The sequence below is a fragment of the Arthrobacter sp. SD1074B genome (assembly GCF_056780195.1).
Genome location: NZ_JBRAZT010000001.1, coordinates 1,497,420 through 1,512,671 on the forward strand (window position 1 = coordinate 1,497,420; position 15,252 = coordinate 1,512,671).

The window sequence follows — 15,252 nt, forward strand, 5'->3', positions numbered from 1 at the left end:
CCTCGAAGCCGTGCTGATGGTGATTGATGAACCGGCGACTGCCACGGAGCTGGCCAGCGGACTGAACCTGACCGTCGACGTCGTCGAGCGCCTGCTCGGGGAACTGCAGCGGGAGTATAACGGCTATACTGTTAATGCCCCGGATGCGGACGACGCCGGCAGTACACCTGAAAATACTGCTTTCAGTGCCGCCCCCCGGGGTTTTGAATTGCGGAATATCGCCGGAGGCTGGCGGATCTATTCCCGCGCTGAGTTCGCCGACGTCGTTGGCGGATTCGTGCTGGAAGGACAGACAACCAGGCTGACGCAGGCGGCGCTGGAAACGCTCGCCGTCATCGCCTACCGCCAGCCCGTCTCTAGGGCGCGGGTGTCTGCAATTCGAGGGGTCAATGTTGACTCTGTCGTGCGGACGCTGACCCAGCGCGGACTGATCGAGGATTCGGGACACGATCCCGACTCCGGGGCCATCCTGTACCGCACGACGTCGTATTTCCTTGAACGCATGGGAATCGGCTCGGTGGCTGAGTTGCCTCAGCTTTCACCCCATCTTCCAGGGCTTGAAGGCATAGCAGAGTTTTACGACGCAGGAAGAATGTAGGCAGGAATGCTGCCTGCGTAACGAGTATCCACCAGGGCAGAACCATTTGCCCGGCCGGTGGGGGACTGCCGTGGGGCAGCCGTCACCGGCCAACAAACGAAGGACGGGTCATGACACAGGCGGGACGCCAGGGTTCACCACGTAACGGTTCGGGACGCACCAGCGCCGGACACCAATCAGCTCGCACCCAGGGTGCGGGCGGCGCCGGCCGGGGCCAGCGCGACTTCACCAAGGGTGGCGGCGACCGCCCGTTCAAGCGGCCCAAGCCGCGCGAAGAAGCATTCGTCGATCCGGACCTCAACCCGGGCACCGCCAGCGGCGAAGCCCCGGACCAGGGCGACCGGAAGGGCGCCAAGCCGGCCGCACGCAAGCCGGCAGCACGCAAGCCCGGCGCCGGCAAGGTTCCCGGCACGCCGGGCGCACTCAAGCCCAAGCCGCGCATCGGCGCCGGAGCCGCTAAGGCCACCGGCTCCCGCGCCTTCGGCAGCGAGCGCTTCGGCCAAAACCTTGGCCCGGTCCGCAAGCCTGCCCGCAAGCGCGGCCCGCGTGCCGAGGTGCCGCAGTCTGAGCTGCACGACGCCGACGGCATCCGGCTGCAGAAGGTCATGGCCTCCGCCGGCGTCGCCTCACGGCGTGTCTGCGAGGAAATGATCGCCGAGGGCCGCGTCGAGGTCGACGGCCAGGTCGTCACGGAGCTCGGCGTCCGCGTCGACCCCAAGACCTCGGTGATCCACGTGGACGGCCTGCGCATCCAGCTGGACGAGAACATGGTCTACATGGTGTTCAACAAGCCCAAGGGTGTCGTCTCCACGATGGAGGACCCGGACGGTCGCCCGTGCATCAGCGACTTCGTCCGCAACCACCACGGCGAACGACTCTTCCACGTCGGCCGGCTTGACGTCGCCACCGAGGGCCTGCTGCTGCTGACCAACGACGGCGAACTCGCCAACCGGCTGACGCACCCGTCCTACGAGGTGCCCAAGACCTACCTCGTCCAAGTCCGCGGGCCGTTCCCGCAGGGCGTCGGCGCGCAGCTCAAGGCCGGCGTCGAACTCGAAGACGGCATCGCCTCGGTCGACTCCTTCAAGCTCGTCGACTCGACCCCGGGCCACGTGCTGATCGAGGTCGTGCTGCACTCGGGCAAAAACCGCATTGTGCGGCGCCTCTTTGACGCCGTTGGCTTCCCGGTGCTGCGCCTGGTCCGCGTCAAGGTCGGCCCCATCGGCCTGGGCGACCAGCGCCAGGGCAGCATCCGCAACCTCGGCAAGCAGGAAGTCGGCCACCTGCTGGCATCCGTGGGGCTGTAAGGCATGTCCGCATTTCGCACCCACGGCCGCGGCCACCTGAACGGGCCGGTTGTGGTGGTCGGCACCGGGCTGCTGGGCACCAGCATCGGGCTGGGGCTGCGGGGCCGCGGCGTCGCCGTGTTCCTTTCCGATCCCTCGCCCACCAACCAGGCCGTCGCCGTCGACATCGGTGCCGGCCTGCCCTTGGCGCGCCTGGACGGCGAAAGGCCGGAACTCGTGGTGGTCGCCGCGCCGCCGGACGTCACGGCCGACGTCGTCGCCCGGGCCCTTGCGGACTACCCGCAGGCTGTCGTCGTGGACATCGCCAGCGTCAAGGCCGGCATCCAGGCGGAGCTGCGCGGGCGCGGCGCCGACCTGGGCCGCTACGTGGGCACCCACCCGATGGCGGGCCGGGAGAAATCCGGGCCGGTCGCCGCCCGCGGCGAACTGTTCACCTCGATGCCGTGGGTGCTGTGCCCCTCACCGGAAACCCGGCCCGAGGCCCTGCAGGCGGCACGGTCGCTGGCCGGGGACCTGGGCGCCGTTGTCTCCGAATTCGGGGCCGAGGAACACGACGAAGCCGTGGCGCTGGTCTCGCACCTGCCGCAGGTCATGTCCTCGCTGGTGGCCAGCCGCCTGCAGGGAACGCCGCTGCACGCGCTGTCGCTGGCCGGCAACGGGCTGCGGGACGTGACCAGGATCGCCGCAAGCGACCCCACGCTTTGGGTGCAGATCCTGGGCGCCAACGCGGACAAGGTCGTCGAGATCCTCTACGGCGTCCGCGATGACCTCAACCGGCTGATCGGAACCCTTGAGGACCCGACAGCGCCGGGCGCCCGGCTGGACCTGGCCCAGCTGATCAGCGAAGGCAACGCCGGCCAGTCCCGGATTCCGGGCAAGCACGGCGGGCCGCCGCAGGCCTACTCGTGGCTGACCGTCCTGGTGGACGACACGCCCGGACAGATCGCCAAGCTCCTGACGGAGATCGGCGAGATCGGCGTTAACCTCGAGGACCTCCGCCTGGACCACTCTTCAGGACAGAATGTCGGCATGGTGGAAATCTCCGTGCTGCCCAACAAGCATGAACTGCTCATCGAAGCCCTCAACGACCGTGGATGGCGGGTACTCCAGTAATGACCCAGGAATTAATTGAAACGGTGGACGTCGTCCGCCCCGGCAAGAGCCTTGTCGTCGCAATCGACGGCCCCTCCGGCTCCGGCAAGTCCAGCGTCAGCAAAGAGGTGGCGCGCCGGCTCCGGCTGGCCTACCTCGACACCGGCGCCATGTACCGTGCGCTGACCTGGTTCTGCCTCGACAGCGGCATGGACCTCGCCGACGGCGAAGCCATCGAAGCCGCTGCCGAGGCCCTCCAGCTGGAGATCAGCACCAGCCCGCAGGAAGAGTATGTCCGGGTTGCGGGCGCCGACATCACCGAGGCGATCCGCGAACCCGCCATCTCCGCGGCCGTCAGCGCCGTCGCCACCACCCTCGGCGCCCGGACCGAGCTGATCCGCCGACAGCGCGAACTGATCGAAAAGCACCACCGCCGCATGGTGGTGGAGGGCCGCGACATCACCACCGTCGTCGCGCCGGCCGCTGAGGTCCGGATGCTGCTCACCGCCAGCGAGGAGGCCCGGCTTCGCCGCCGCGGCATCCAGCTCGGCGGCAGCCAGAACGCCGAACAGCTCGCGGCGCAGGTCACGGCGCGGGACGCCAAGGACTCCACCGTGGTGAACTTCACCCAGGCCGCCGACGGCGTGGTCACCCTGGACTCCTCGGACCTGGACTTCGCCCAGACCGTCGACGCGGCCCTCGGGATCGTGCACCGGGTCATCAACCACACCGCCATCAACCCCCCGGCCGGCAACCGTGACTGAGGCCGCAGCCGGGGCGCAGCTTCCCGGCCGCTGGTACCTGTTCGGGACCATGGCCTGGAGCCGTCCGGTCGGCTGGCTGCTGGACCACCTGGTCTACCGGACCACGGTCAGGGGCCGCGCCAACGTTCCGGCAGCAGGCCCGGTGATCTTCGCCGGGAACCACATCAGTTTCCTGGACGGCCCGGTCATGTTCGGCGCCGCGCCCCGGCCCATGCACATCTTCGTCAAGAAGGAGATGTTCAAGGGGTTCCTGGGCCTGGTCCTGCGGGCCTCCGGCCAGCTGCCGGTGGACCGCTCGGGGGACCGGACGGCGCTGGAGCGGGCAAAAAGAGTCCTCGACGCCGGACGGTGCGTCGGGATCCTGCCCGAAGGAACGCGGGGGAGCGGAGAGGCCGCGACGATCAACAACGGCGTGGCCTGGCTCGCGCTGAACTCGGGGGCGACCGTCATCCCGGTGGCCATCCTGGGGACCAGGGTCAGCGGCGAGCACCTCGACGCCGTTCCCCGCCCGGGCCGGCGGCTGCAGGTCAGCTTCGGCGGTGCCCTTACCGTCAGCCGCAGGCCCGGGGAGACCGGGCGTGCTTCAATGGACAGGGTGGGAACCGAGATCCGTGCCGCACTGGCGCGCCACGTCCAGGACACAATTCAGTACAGCGGGCAGGGACTGCCCGACGCGGATTCCCCGCAAGAACGACAAACAGCAGTAGCCGGGACGCCGGCAGATCACCACCAAAGGAAAGTGCAATGAGCGATACGACTCAAACCCCCGGCCATTTTGGCGCCGGCGAAGACGAATACACGCCCACCGGCACGGACCAGGTGGCGGAGAATCTTGCCGCCCTGGACGACGAGGAAGCCGAGCTCCGCGCGGCCTCGCTCCGGGCCGGCCTGGACGACTACGAGCTGGACGAGGAAGACGCGGCCCTGCTGAGCGGCCGCTACGAGGACGAGGACTTCGACGGCCCGGTCAAGCTTGACCCGGTGCTGGCCATCATCGGCCGCCCGAACGTCGGCAAGTCCACCCTGGTCAACCGCATCCTGGGCCGCCGTGAGGCCGTCGTCGAGGACACCCCCGGCGTCACCCGTGACCGCGTCATGTACTCGGCGCACTGGAACGGCCGGAACTTCACCGTCGTCGACACCGGCGGCTGGGAGCACGACGCCCGCGGCATCCACGCCCGCGTCGCCGAGCAGGCCGAGATGGCCGTGGAACTCGCCGACGCCGTGCTTTTCGTGGTGGACTCCGCCGTCGGCGCGACCGCCACGGACGAGGGCGTCATGAAGATGCTGCGCAAGTCCAAGAAGCCGGTCATCATGGTGGCCAACAAGGTCGACGACTTCGCCCAGGAAGCCGATTCGGCCGCGCTCTGGGGCCTTGGCTTCGGCGAGCCCTACCCGGTCTCGGCCCTGCACGGCCGCGGCGTGGCCGACCTGCTCGACCACGTAATGGACACGCTGCCGGAGTTCTCCACCATCGAAGGCCTCGAGCGCAGCGGCGGACCCCGCCGGATCGCGCTGATCGGCCGGCCGAACGTCGGCAAGTCCTCGCTGCTGAACAAGCTCGCCGGCTCCGAACGCGTCGTCGTGGACAACACCGCCGGTACCACCCGCGACCCGGTCGATGAATTCATCGAACTCGGCGGCCGCACCTGGCGCTTCGTGGACACGGCAGGCATCCGCCGCCGCCAGCACATGGCCCAGGGCGCGGACTTCTACGCCTCACTGCGCACCCAGAGCGCGCTCGAAAAGGCCGAAGTCGCCGTCGTGCTCCTCGCCGTGGACGAGGTGCTCAGCGAGCAAGACGTCCGCATCCTGCAGCTGGCGATCGAGTCCGGCCGCGCGCTGGTACTCGCGTTCAACAAGTGGGACCTGCTCGACGACGAACGCCGCACCTACCTGGAACGCGAGATCGAGCAGGACCTCGCCCACGTGGCGTGGGCACCGCGGGTGAACATCTCGGCCAAGACCGGCTGGCACAAGGACCGGCTGGTCCCGGCCCTGGACACCGCGCTGGAGAGCTGGGACAAGCGCATTCCCACCGGACGCCTTAACGCGTTCCTCGGCGAACTGGTCGCGGCGCACCCGCACCCGGTCCGCGGCGGCAAGCAGCCCCGCATCCTCTTCGGCACCCAGGCCTCGAGCCGGCCGCCGAAGTTCGTGCTCTTCACCACCGGCTTCCTGGACCCCGGCTACCGCCGCTTCATCACCCGCCGGCTGCGCGAAACCTTCGGCTTCGAGGGCACCCCGATCGAGGTCAACATGCGGGTCCGGGAAAAGCGCGGCAAGAAGCGTTAATTTCGACACATGTGGCCCGTGGCGCGAGTCGAAGTGTCACGGGCACCCTCCGGAATCGTGTAAGCTTTTGGAGGTGGTTCGGCCGGACTGCTCGGATGGACTCGCAAGAGATCATCAAGAGCGGAGAACGGCAGAACCAGCGGGCTGTAGCGCAGCTTGGTAGCGCACTTGACTGGGGGTCAAGGGGTCGCAGGTTCAAATCCTGTCAGCCCGACCAACAGAAAGTACCCCGCCCTTCCGGCAACGGAATGGCGGGGTTTTCTGTTTTAACCCGCAGGCGCTGCCCGCCGGCCCGCGGTGGAAGCCGCTCACTTCAGAAAGCGCGACGTCCGGCGGTCGGCCAGGATCTTGCCCTTCGTCTGGCAGCCCGGGCAGTACTGCAGCGCGGTATCGGCAAAGGAAACCTCGCGAACCGTGGCTCCGCAGACCGGGCACGCTTCGCCCGTCCGGCCATGCACCCGCATGTGGCTCCGCTTCGTATCCTTCAGTTCGCTGGGCGGTTTGCCGCTGGCCTCCGCCACTGCCGTCCCCAGCACCTCATGGATCGCGTCATAGAGGCGCTGCACTGCTGGCCGGTCCAGGGAACCGGCGATAGCGAACGGGGACGTCCGGGCCGCGTGCAGAATCTCATCGCTGTAGGCGTTGCCGATCCCGGCGATCACGCTCTGGCTGCGCAGCAGCCCCTTGATCTGCTGGTTGCTGGCCGCCAGGATCCCGGCCAGTGCGTCGACGTCGAAACCGGAGCTGAAGGGATCCGGACCAAGAGCTGCGATTCCGGGCACGTCGGAGGGGCTGCGGACCAGGTAGACCGCCAGGCTCTTCTTCGTGCCGGCCTCGGTCAGGTCCAGGTCGAGCGGTCCGGCCCCGCTGGAAAACGAAAGCCGGGCTGCGAGATGGCCGCTGCCCATTTTCAGCACCGCACCGGTGGGCGCGTCCGTGAACCGTACCCAGCCGGCCCGGGCCAGGTGGAAAACGAGATGCAGCCCGCCGGCCTCCAGGTCCACGAACTTGCCGTGCCGGCGCACCCCGGTCACGGTCCTGCCCTCGAGTTCGGCGAGGGGAGGATCCGCCGTTTTCAGCACTGCGAAGGAGACGATCTGGACTTTCGTTAGGACCGCGCCGCGCAGGCGCGTGTCCAGGAAGTCCGCCAAGGCCGCCACTTCGGGTAGCTCAGGCATGGCCAAATCCGACCGGAACGGGTGCATGTGCTGCCATGGCCCCATCATGCCAGAGTCCTCCCGGGGCCCGGCCGGATATGCCTATACTTTCAGCGGCGGCCTGTCCGATCGGCCGCCGTCGACCTTGGTGATTGACCCGACGAAAGGCCCGTCATGAGCATCATTCCCGAAGAGCTGTCCTACACCGCCGAACACGAATGGGTTTCCGCCCCGAATGCCGACGGCGTCGTGCGCGTGGGGATCACGGATTTTGCCCAGGACGCGCTGGGGGACGTTGTTTACGCCCAGATGCCGGAAGTCGGCACCGACATCAAGGCCAACGACGTCGTCGGGGAAGTCGAATCCACCAAAAGCGTCAGCGACATCTACGCGCCGGTCAGCGGCGAAGTCGTGGCCCGCAACGAGGCGCTGGACACCGATTCCGCGCTGATCAACTCCGATCCTTACGGCGAGGGCTGGCTGATCGAAATCAAGCTCGCCGAAGCCGATGCCGTGGAGTCATTGCTCAGTGCATCGGAGTACGAACAACAGGTAGGCTAAAGGGAAGGTCTCCGGGCCGTGTCACTGGACACAGCAATGTTGGACACAGTGGCCGGCCGGGTGGACTGACTACCGGATCTGCCAGGCTTTTCCGGACGGCATGCGTTGTTTGCAGGGGGGACACCTGCAACGAATGAGGAGGACTCAATGGTTCGGCACGGACAGAACGACACCGGTGACTACGGCACGGGTGGAGTGAAAGCCTCGGAGACCACATCGATCCATCTCACTCCCGTGCGCGATGAACCCGCCATCACCCCGAAGGTCTCGGTCGAGGAACGTTCGGCGATCGAGTCGCTGCCGGCCGGCTCCGCCCTGCTGGTGGCGCACAGCGGCCCCAACGCCGGCGCCCGTTTCCTGCTCGACTCGGACGTCACGACGGCGGGCCGCCACCCCGACGCCGACATTTTCCTTGACGACGTGACGGTCTCGCGCCGCCACGTCGAATTCCGCCGCACGGCGCGCAGCTTCGAGGTGGTGGACACCGGGAGCCTGAACGGCACCTACGTCAACCACGACCGTGTCGACAGCGTGGAGCTGAAGTCCGGTAACGAGGTGCAGATCGGCAAGTTCCGGCTGACCTTCTACCTCAGCCCCGCCCGTACCGCAGGCAACGTCTGATTTCGGGGTAGTTGCCTGTGGCCATGGCACAAGCCGAACGGCGCGGACCCCAGGTCCTGAACATCGGGGAGGTCCTGGCTCAACTGAGCGACGACTTCCCCAACATGACCGCGTCGAAAATCAGGTTCCTTGAAGAAAAGGGACTCATCAATCCGCAGCGGACCCCCGCGGGCTACCGGCAGTACTCGGAGAGCGACGTCGAACGGCTCCGCTTCGTGCTGGCCCTGCAGCGGGACCAGTACCTGCCGCTGAAAGTCATCAAGGACTACCTCGATGCGATCGACCGCGGCGAACGGCCGGACAACCTGCCGCCCGGCGTCACGGTCTCGCCGCGGATCGTCTCGGATCAGCTCGCCGCGGAACTGAACAACCGGGTGCGCCTGCTCAGCGAGGAACAGCTCCGCACTGAGTCCGGGGCCAGCATCCCGTTGCTCGAGTCCCTGCTGAGCTTTGGCCTGATCGGCCACGTCAACGGCAAATTCGACGAACACGCCCTGCAGGTTGCCCGCGCCTGTGTGCAACTGGAGGGTCACGGCCTGGAACCGCGCCACCTGCGGCCCTTCCAGGCCGCCGCGGAGCGCGAATTCGGGTTGGTGGAACGCGCCGTGGCCACCCTGACCTCGCGCAAGGACGCCGCCTCGCACGCCCGCGCCGCAGAGGCCGCCCGCGAAATCAGCGAACTGTGCCTGTCGCTGCACCGCGCCCTGGTCCAGGACCGTATCTCGAGGATGGACATCTGATGATTGAGGTGGAGATCGTAGGCGTGCGGATTGAACTGCCGTCCAACCAGCCGCTAGTGCTGCTCAAGGAGATGCACGGTGAGCGCCACGTCCCGATCTGGATCGGCACCCCGGAGGCCAGCGCCATCGCCCTGGCCCAGCAGGGCGTCGTCCCGCCGCGGCCGATGACGCACGATCTGCTCGTGGACGTCGTCGAGGCACTGGGCCACACGATCGTCAGCGTGAACATCGTGGCGGTCGAGGACAACATCTTCTACGGCCAGTTGCAGTTCGAGGACGGCACCACGGTCAGCTCCCGGGCCTCGGACGCGCTGGCCCTTGCCCTGCGGGCAAAATGCCGGATCTGGTGCGCGGATTCCGTCATGGAAGAAGCCGGCGTGCGGATCACCGAGCACGACGACGGCGAGGAGGCCCAGCCCGGGCCCGCCGTCGACGAAGAGGGCGAGCTGCGCCGCTTCCGGGAGTTCCTGGACGACGTCGAACCCGAGGATTTTGCCGGCTGAGAGCGGCCCAAGCTTAAAGTTGTGGTCGAAAGTTTCGACACGCCCTGGCAATACCCCCAACGTCTTTGACCTTGGGCCCTGGCAGGCCTAACGTCGGAGGTACAAGTTCCCATTGCATACAACACCAGCGCAAGTCACACTGGACAGTGCAGCCGGATCCGAAATTACACGAATGATTTTCGTGCCTTCTCGGTCCAAGGCCGGTCCCGGACCGCGTGTTGTTGCTGCAAGTTCCCGCGGGAACTCATGACAAGGAGGATCCACGTGAGTCCGAAAGGCGAAGCAGGCGAGCTCAAGCAGGCCTCGACGGCAAGCGTTGCCGTGCCCGCTAGCGGTGCGCAGGGCCTGCTCTTCACCGAGGATCTTCCTGTCCTGGACGAAGACGCGGGCTACCGCGGCCCGACGGCCTGCAAGGCGGCCGGGATCACCTACCGCCAGCTGGACTACTGGGCACGCACCGGGCTCGTGGAGCCTGCCGTGCGCGGTGCCGCCGGTTCCGGCTCACAGCGTCTCTACGGCTTCCGCGACATCCTTGTCCTCAAAGTGGTCAAGCGGCTCCTCGACACCGGCGTCTCGTTGCAGCAGATCCGCTCCGCAGTGGAACACCTCCGCGAGCGCGGGGTCGAGGACCTCGCCCAGATCACCCTCATGAGCGACGGCGCCAGCGTCTACGAGTGCACCTCGGCGGATGAGGTCATTGACCTGGTCCAGGGCGGCCAGGGTGTCTTCGGCATCGCCGTCGGCCGGGTCTGGCGCGAAGTGGAAGGAAGCCTCGCGTCCCTTCCGAGCGAACACGCCGCGGACCAGTCCTTCCCGGACGATGAACTCAGCAAACGCCGCGCGGCCCGCAAGATCGGCTAGCAGGGCACGGGCAGATCCAACAAGCAATCAGACCTAAACACACAACGCGGGGCCACGACGTGGCCCCGCGTTGTTTTTCTTTGCCGGGCTCCCGAACCCGGGCGCGCCGGCCGGCTAGCGCTGGTTGCGGTTGCGGACCATTCCGGCGGACACCAGCTCCCCGGTGCGGCCGCTCCCCATCAGGTTGGCCAGCAGGGAGTCGAACAGCGCTGCGGCATTCTTCGCCGAGTCGCCGGGCCAGTGATGAACCGAATGGGCCGCGCCTTGGATCTGCTGCCAGTTGGCCTGCTCCGGGATGTGCGGGCTCAGCAGCAGTTCGCCGAACATGGACTGCATCTCGGCGAGGCGGAAGCTGTGCTCCGCGGAGCCGCTGCGCACCCGGTTGGCCACGATGCCGGCGGGCGAAAGGCCGGGTGCGAATTCCTGCCGGAAGAGCTGGATCGCCCGCATGGTGCGCTCAGTGCCCGCGACGGAGAATAGCCCGGGCTCGGCAACCAGGGCCACCTTGTCGCTGGCCGACCAAGCCATCCGGGTCAGCCCGTTAAGCGAGGGCGGGCAGTCGACGAGCACGAGCTCATAGTGACCGGCACCAGCCAGCACCGTGGAAAGCCTGCGCAGGTCGCGGCGGCCAAGGTCGGGCCGGTCGTAGATCCCGGTGTACGCGGAGCCGACGGCCACGTCCAGAACTGGTACCGAGGCAGCGCGGGAGGACGTGCCGTCGGCACGATCCACCCAGCCGCTGGGCACGACGTTCTCGGCCAGGCGGGCCCGGCGCGGGGCCTTGAGCATGCGGCCGATGTCCAGCTGGTCGCCGGGCCGGACGCCGAGGGCCGTGCTCGCGTCCGCGTGCGGGTCAAGATCGACCACGAGGGTGGGAATTCCGGCTGCGAGGGCTGCCGAGGCCAGCCCGGTTGTCACCGAGGTCTTGCCGACACCGCCTTTGAGGCTGCTGATGCTGACTACTTGCACTTGAAAAACCAATACCTAACGCCGGTTGCCGGGACTGGGTCGTGCCGGCCCGTGCGTTCCTTCGGGCCGGGGCGTGCGTGCGCCACCCACCAACTCATCATATGTTGATGCGCCGCCGAAACCTTTCTCATCGACCCGTCCCGTCCGGCCCGGCGGCCGCGCGGCGGCCGCCCGGACCGCCGCACCGCCGCCGCAACCGCAGTGATCTGCCTATTGCGGGCGAAATGACGCATAATGCTGTGACGGGCGCCACAATGATTTGTGTTTGCGCACACCGGTCTTAGAAACTGTGACGACTTACCGAACCACCCGCAATGATGCAGGAGAAGTATGTTTTCCAAGATTCTGGTGGCCAACCGCGGCGAAATCGCGATCCGCGCCTTCCGCGCCAGCTACGAGCTGGGCGCCAAGACCGTTGCCGTGTTCCCTACCGAGGACCGTAACTCGATCCACCGCCAGAAGGCGGATGAGGCGTACCTGATCGGCGAAGAGGGCCACCCGGTCCGGGCGTACCTCGATGTCAACGAGGTCGTCCGGGTGGCGAAGGAGGCCGGCGCCGACGCGATCTACCCCGGGTACGGCTTCCTCTCGGAGAACCCCGACCTGGCCCGCGCCGCCGCTGCGGCCGGCATCACCTTCGTCGGGCCGCCGGCCGAGGTCCTGGAGCTCGCCGGCAACAAGGTCGCCGCGCTCGAGGCCGCCCGCAAGGCCGGCGTCCCGGTGCTCAGGTCCAGCCAGCCGTCCAAGGACCTGGACGAACTCATCGCCGCCGCGGACGAGATCGGCTTCCCCATCTTCGCAAAGGCTGTCGCCGGCGGAGGCGGCCGCGGCATGCGGCGGGTGGACACCCGGGAGGCGCTGCCGGAGGCCCTGCAGGCCGCCATGCGCGAGGCTGACGCCGCCTTCGGCGATCCCACCATGTTCCTGGAGCAGGCAGTACTGCGCCCGCGCCACATCGAAGTTCAGATCCTCGCCGACGCCGAGGGCAATGTCATGCACCTCTTCGAGCGCGACTGCTCCATCCAGCGCCGGCACCAGAAGGTGATCGAGATCGCCCCCGCTCCGAACCTCGACGAGGGCATCCGCCAGGCGCTGTACCGGGACGCCGTGAAATTCGCGAAGGCGCTGAACTACGTCAACGCCGGCACCGTGGAGTTCCTGGTGGACACCGTGGGCGAGCGGGCCGGCCAACACGTCTTCATCGAGATGAACCCGCGCATCCAGGTCGAGCACACTGTCACCGAGGAAGTCACCGACGTCGACCTCGTCCAGGCGCAGCTGCGCATCGCCTCGGGGGAGACTCTCGCCGACCTGGGCCTGTCGCAGGAGACCGTCAAGCTCAACGGCGCCGCGCTGCAGTCCCGCATCACCACCGAGGATCCCGCCAACGGTTTCCGGCCCGACGTCGGAAAGATCACCGGCTACCGTTCCGCCGGCGGCGCCGGCGTCCGGCTCGACGGCGGCACCGTGTACTCCGGCGCCGAGATCAGCCCCCACTTCGACTCGATGCTGGTCAAGTTGACCTGCCGCGGGCGCGACTACCCGACCGCCGTCGCCCGTGCCCGGCGCGCCCTCGCGGAGTTCCGGATCCGCGGCGTGTCCACCAACATCTCCTTCCTCCAGGCCGTCCTGGACGATCCGGACTTCATTGCCGGCGACGTGGCCACCTCGTTCATCGACGAACGCCCCGAACTGCTCAAGGCACGCGTCTCCGCGGACCGCGGTACCAAGCTGTTGACCTGGCTCGCCGAGGTCACGGTCAACAAGCCCAACGGCGAGCTCACGGTGCACACCGACCCGGCCGACAAGCTGCCGCCCCTGCCGGAGGGCGAGGCTCCCGCCGGCTCCCGGCAGCGGCTGCTCGAGCTCGGGCCGGAGGGCTTTGCCAAGGCGCTCCGTGGCCAGGACGCCGTCGCTGTCACCGACACCACCTTCCGCGACGCGCACCAGTCCCTCCTGGCCACCCGGGTCCGGACCCGCGACCTCGTGGCGGCCGGGCCGGCCGTGTCCAAGCTGCTCCCGGAACTGCTCTCGGTCGAGGCCTGGGGCGGCGCGACGTACGACGTCGCCCTGCGCTTCCTGGGCGAGGACCCGTGGGACCGCCTGGCTGCGCTGCGCAAGGCGCTGCCGAACACCTGCCTGCAGATGCTGCTCCGCGGCCGGAACACCGTGGGCTACACGCCGTACCCGGAGGAGGTCACGGTGGCCTTCGTCAACGAGGCCGCCGCGACCGGCATCGACATCTTCCGCATCTTCGACGCCCTCAACGACGTCAACCAGATGGCCCCGGCGATCCGCGCCGTCCGCGAAACGGGCACCGCCGTGGCCGAGGTCGCCCTCTGCTACACCGCGGACATGCTCGATCCGGACGAAAAGCTGTACACCCTCGAGTACTACCTGGACCTCGCCCAGAAGATCGTCGACGCCGGCGCGCACATCCTCGCGATCAAGGACATGGCAGGCCTGCTGCGCCCCGCGGCCGCCGCCCGCCTTGTCGCGGCCCTGCGGGAGAAGTTCGACCTGCCGGTCCACCTGCACACCCACGACACCGCAGGCGGCCAGCTGGCCACCCTGCTGGCTGCCGTGGACGCCGGCGTGGACGCCGTCGACGTGGCGTCCGCCTCGCTGGCAGGCACCACAAGCCAGCCGTCCGCATCGGCACTCGTCGCGGCGCTGGCGCACACCCCGCGCGACACCGGACTGAACCTGGCCCATGTGTGCGCCCTGGAGCCTTACTGGGAGGCGGTGCGCCGCGTCTACGCCCCGTTCGAGTCGGGACTGCCGGGCCCCACCGGCCGGGTGTACCAGCACGAGATCCCCGGCGGCCAGCTCTCCAACCTTCGCCAGCAGGCGATCGCGCTGGGACTGGGCGAACGTTTCGAAGCCATCGAGGACATGTACACCGCCGCGGACCGCATCCTCGGCCGGCTGGTGAAGGTCACCCCCTCTTCCAAGGTGGTGGGCGACCTGGCGCTGCACCTGGTGGGACTCAACGCGGACCCGGCGGACTTCAACGAGAACCCGCAGAAGTACGACATCCCGGACTCCGTGATCGGATTCCTCTCCGGCGAACTGGGCGACCCTCCCGGCGGCTGGCCGGAACCGTTCCGGACCAAGGCCCTGCAGGGCCGCAGCGTCAAGGTCCGCGACGTCGAGCTCAGCGCCGAGGACAGCGCGGCGCTCAAGGGCGACTCCAGGACGGTCCAGCAGACCCTCAACCGCCTGCTCTTCGCCGGGCCCACCAAGGACTACCAGAAGAGTGTCGAGACCTACGGCAACCTCTCCGTGCTGGACACCCGCGACTACCTCTTCGGCCTGCAGCGCGGTGCCGAACACGAGATCGAACTGGAGAAGGGCGTCCGTCTGATCGCCTCGCTGGAGGCCGTCTCGGAACCGGACGAGAAGGGCATGCGCACCGTGATGTGCACGCTCAACGGACAGTCAAGGCCTGTGGTGGTCCGTGACCGGTCCGTCGTCAGCAACGTCAAGGCCGCCGAGCGGGCCGATTCCTCCCAGCCGGGCCAGGTCGCGGCGCCGTTCGCCGGCGCCGTCACCCTGACCGTCAAGGCCGGCGACGCGGTCAAGGCCGGGGACACGGTCGCAACCATCGAGGCCATGAAGATGGAAGCCTCCATCACGACGCCGGTGGCCGGCACCGTGTCGCGGCTCGCCGTCGGCGCGGTCGAACAGGTCCAGGGCGGGGACCTGCTGCTGGTCGTCGAATAGCGCGGCTGGTTAAGTCATAGCAGAAAGGGCTCCTCCGGCTTCGGCCGGGGGAGCCCTT

General features: G+C 68.0%; 14 protein-coding genes and 1 tRNA gene. 13 read left to right on the forward strand and 2 right to left on the reverse strand.

Features of this window, described 5'->3' with window-relative positions:
• The first annotated feature begins 16 nt into the window (after window positions 1–16).
• The 7 genes from scpB (at window position 17) to ACUYM2_RS06965 (ending at window position 6,273) form a co-directional block, all read left to right on the forward strand.
• Window positions 17–598 carry an SMC-Scp complex subunit ScpB gene (scpB, locus tag ACUYM2_RS06935; RefSeq protein ID WP_481601426.1) on the forward strand — a complete coding sequence of 194 codons (582 nt, stop codon included), beginning with the start codon at window positions 17–19 and terminating at the stop codon, window positions 596–598.
• Between the two features lie 110 nt (window positions 599–708).
• Window positions 709–1,905, forward strand: coding sequence for a pseudouridine synthase (locus ACUYM2_RS06940; RefSeq protein ID WP_481599412.1), 1,197 nt, complete (start codon window positions 709–711; stop codon window positions 1,903–1,905).
• Window positions 1,906–1,908: 3 nt separating this feature from the next.
• Window positions 1,909–3,018 carry a prephenate dehydrogenase gene (locus ACUYM2_RS06945; RefSeq protein ID WP_481599413.1) on the forward strand — a complete coding sequence of 370 codons (1,110 nt, stop codon included), beginning with the start codon at window positions 1,909–1,911 and terminating at the stop codon, window positions 3,016–3,018.
• Window positions 3,018–3,761: a (d)CMP kinase gene (gene cmk, locus ACUYM2_RS06950; protein WP_481599414.1), complete on the forward strand. Its 744-nt coding sequence runs from the start codon at window positions 3,018–3,020 to the stop codon at window positions 3,759–3,761. The genes ACUYM2_RS06945 and cmk overlap by 1 nt, the downstream gene beginning before the upstream one ends.
• A gap of 49 nt (window positions 3,762–3,810) precedes the next feature.
• On the forward strand, window positions 3,811–4,509 hold the full coding sequence (locus ACUYM2_RS06955) for a lysophospholipid acyltransferase family protein (RefSeq protein ID WP_481601427.1): 699 nt from the start codon (window positions 3,811–3,813) through the stop codon (window positions 4,507–4,509).
• A complete protein-coding gene (gene der / locus ACUYM2_RS06960; RefSeq protein WP_346959094.1) occupies window positions 4,506–6,056 on the forward strand; it encodes a ribosome biogenesis GTPase Der in 1,551 nt (516 codons plus the stop codon). The genes ACUYM2_RS06955 and der overlap by 4 nt, the downstream gene beginning before the upstream one ends.
• Window positions 6,057–6,196: 140 nt before the next feature.
• Window positions 6,197–6,273, forward strand: a tRNA-Pro gene (locus ACUYM2_RS06965).
• Window positions 6,274–6,364: 91 nt separating this feature from the next.
• Here the strand turns inward: ACUYM2_RS06965 and ACUYM2_RS06970 are convergent.
• Window positions 6,365–7,234 (reverse strand): Fpg/Nei family DNA glycosylase, encoded by an 870-nt coding sequence (locus ACUYM2_RS06970; protein WP_481599415.1) that lies wholly within the window; start codon window positions 7,232–7,234, stop codon window positions 6,365–6,367.
• Between the two features lie 153 nt (window positions 7,235–7,387).
• On the opposite strand from ACUYM2_RS06970, the gene gcvH reads away from it, so the two are divergent.
• From gcvH to ACUYM2_RS06995, 5 genes are all read left to right on the forward strand, one after another.
• Complete coding sequence (gene gcvH, locus ACUYM2_RS06975; protein WP_138769663.1) at window positions 7,388–7,774, forward strand: glycine cleavage system protein GcvH; 387 nt, start codon at window positions 7,388–7,390, stop codon at window positions 7,772–7,774.
• 147 nt (window positions 7,775–7,921) lie between these two features.
• Window positions 7,922–8,395 (forward strand): FHA domain-containing protein, encoded by a 474-nt coding sequence (locus ACUYM2_RS06980; protein ID WP_481599416.1) that lies wholly within the window; start codon window positions 7,922–7,924, stop codon window positions 8,393–8,395.
• Between the two features lie 23 nt (window positions 8,396–8,418).
• Window positions 8,419–9,135 carry a transcriptional regulator FtsR gene (gene ftsR / locus ACUYM2_RS06985; protein ID WP_481599417.1) on the forward strand — a complete coding sequence of 239 codons (717 nt, stop codon included), beginning with the start codon at window positions 8,419–8,421 and terminating at the stop codon, window positions 9,133–9,135.
• Complete coding sequence (locus ACUYM2_RS06990) at window positions 9,135–9,638, forward strand: bifunctional nuclease family protein (RefSeq protein ID WP_476863606.1); 504 nt, start codon at window positions 9,135–9,137, stop codon at window positions 9,636–9,638. Before ftsR ends, ACUYM2_RS06990 begins: the two co-directional genes overlap by 1 nt.
• A 264-nt stretch (window positions 9,639–9,902) precedes the next feature.
• Entirely contained in the window at window positions 9,903–10,499 is a 597-nt protein-coding gene (locus ACUYM2_RS06995) for a MerR family transcriptional regulator (protein ID WP_481599418.1), read from the forward strand.
• A gap of 114 nt (window positions 10,500–10,613) precedes the next feature.
• Here ACUYM2_RS06995 and ACUYM2_RS07000 read toward each other — a convergent pair whose 3' ends face one another.
• A complete protein-coding gene (locus ACUYM2_RS07000) occupies window positions 10,614–11,468 on the reverse strand; it encodes a ParA family protein (protein WP_481599419.1) in 855 nt (284 codons plus the stop codon).
• A 330-nt stretch (window positions 11,469–11,798) separates the two neighbouring features.
• Between ACUYM2_RS07000 and ACUYM2_RS07005 the strand changes: the two genes are divergently transcribed.
• The gene (locus tag ACUYM2_RS07005) at window positions 11,799–15,194 is read left to right on the forward strand and encodes a pyruvate carboxylase (protein ID WP_481599420.1); all 3,396 of its coding nucleotides are present in this window, start codon (window positions 11,799–11,801) and stop codon (window positions 15,192–15,194) included.
• Window positions 15,195–15,252: the final 58 nt, after the last annotated feature.